The sequence below is a fragment of the Pseudomonas sp. EYE_354 genome (genome assembly GCF_023148575.1).
In the GTDB taxonomy this organism is placed as follows: Bacteria; Pseudomonadota; Gammaproteobacteria; order Pseudomonadales; family Pseudomonadaceae; genus Aquipseudomonas.
Genome location: NZ_JAHXNQ010000038.1, coordinates 1 through 973 on the forward strand (window position 1 = coordinate 1; position 973 = coordinate 973).

At 56.0% G+C, this 973-nt stretch carries 1 protein-coding gene; it reads left to right on the forward strand.

Annotated elements, in window-relative coordinates; all coding sequences use genetic code 11:
* On the forward strand, window positions 1-912 hold a 912-nt coding region (locus KZX66_RS26330; RefSeq protein ID WP_248084123.1), incomplete at its 5' end, for an IS5 family transposase.
* Window positions 913-973 lie beyond the last annotated feature (61 nt).

Genomic DNA, 973 nt, shown 5'->3' on the forward strand with positions numbered 1-973 from the left:
CTGATCGAGATGGATCGGGTCGTACCCTGGAAGGGTTTGATTGCCCTGATCGAACCTCATTACCCGACGGGCGAAGGGGGGCGTCCGGCCAATCCTTTGATGGCGATGCTGCGGGTTCATCTCATGCAGAACTGGTTCGGTTACAGCGATCCTGCGATGGAAGAAGCGCTGTACGAGACGACGATCTTGCGCCAGTTTTCAGGTCTGAGCCTGGAGCGGATCCCAGATGAAACTACCATCCTCAACTTCCGTCGCCTGCTGGAAAAGCACGAGTTGGCCGCTGGTATTCTCGGCGTGATCAATGGCTATCTGGGCGACCGTGGCTTGTCGCTGCGACAAGGCACCATCGTCGATGCCACGCTGATTCATGCGCCCAGTTCGACCAAGAACAAGGACGGCAAACGCGACCCTGAGATGCATCAAACCAAGAAAGGTAACCAGTATTACTTCGGTGCCAAAGCTCACATTGGTGTCGACGATGAGTCAGGGCTGGTGCACAGCGTGGTGGTCACTGCGGCCAACGTCGCGGACATAACCCAAGTCGACAAACTGCTACACGGTGCTGAGAACGTGGTCTGCGCCGATGCAGGCTATACCGGTGTCGAGAAGCGCGAAGAGCATGCGGGACGCCACGTCATCTGGCAGATTGCAGCCCGGCGCAGTACCTACAAAAAACACGGTAAACGCAGCGCGCTGTACAAAGCGATGCGCAAGATCGAGAAAGCCAAGGCCCAGGTTCGCGCCAAGGTTGAGCATCCATTTCGAGTGATCAAGCGTCAGTTTGGTTATACGAAAATGCGTTTCCGAGGCTTGGTGAAAAACACTGCTCAGATGGTGACGCTGTTCGCCCTGTCGAACCTTTGGATGGCGCGTCGATATTTGCTCTCCAGCGCAGGAGAGGTGCGTCCGTAATGAGGGAAATAGCTGCTGCGAGGAGCGTTCAGCGGAAAAAATGGATGGAATAGGCGGCAGA